Raw genomic sequence first — 650 nt, 5'->3', positions numbered from 1 at the left:
AGCGGGAGCGGGTCGTCATCGGCATCAGGCCCTATGCGGTTCGTCGCTCGAAGGACGGTGTGCCGGCCACGGTTTCGGCCAACCAGTGGCTCGGCGACCAGACGCATATCGCGGCGGATTTTGCCGGCGGCTCGCTCGTCCTGGTCGAACACGACCGGACCCGGCTCGAGCTTGGCGCACCGATCAATATCAGCATCGATCCGAAAAACCTGCACGTCTTCGATCAGTCCAGCGGCATGGCCATTTCGCACGGCATGGAGCTTGCCTGATGCGGGATGTGCTGATCGGCATCGATGCCGGCACGTCTGTCATCAAATCCGTCGCCTTCGACACGGCGGGCCGGCAGCTCGCGGCTGCGGCGGTGCCGAATCGGTATGACACCTTGCCGGGCGGCGGCGCCGAGCAGGATCTGGCGCGCACCTGGGCCGATACCGCGACCACCTTGCGCCAGCTTGCCGACAAGGTGCCGGACCTCGCCAGCCGCACCATCGCCATCGCGGTGACCGGGCAGGGCGATGGCACCTGGCTGATCGACAAGGACGGTGAGCCGGTCGCGAAGGGTTGGCTGTGGCTCGACGCGCGCGCTGCAGGGGTCGTCGAGGAGATCCGGGCGCGACCGGAGGATCGGCTGCGCTTCGAAAAGACCGGCA

Annotated in this window: 2 protein-coding genes; both read left to right on the top strand. The window is 67.2% G+C overall.

All coding sequences use genetic code 11. The annotated features are described in order from the left end of the window. A partial coding sequence (locus E5W87_RS18830; RefSeq protein ID WP_292400609.1) for a TOBE domain-containing protein occupies positions 1-269 on the top strand: 269 nt, incomplete at its 5' end. Further along, the coding region (locus tag E5W87_RS18825) for an FGGY family carbohydrate kinase (protein ID WP_292400608.1) at positions 269-650 on the top strand (382 nt) is incomplete at its 3' end. The genes E5W87_RS18830 and E5W87_RS18825, both read left to right, overlap by 1 nt.

Origin of the sequence: Mesorhizobium sp. (genome assembly GCF_004962925.1) — a bacterium.
Taxonomy (GTDB): domain Bacteria; phylum Pseudomonadota; class Alphaproteobacteria; order Rhizobiales; family Rhizobiaceae; genus Mesorhizobium.
Note: the sequence above shows the minus strand (reverse complement) of the source record. Positions and strands in the feature narration are given on the sequence as shown.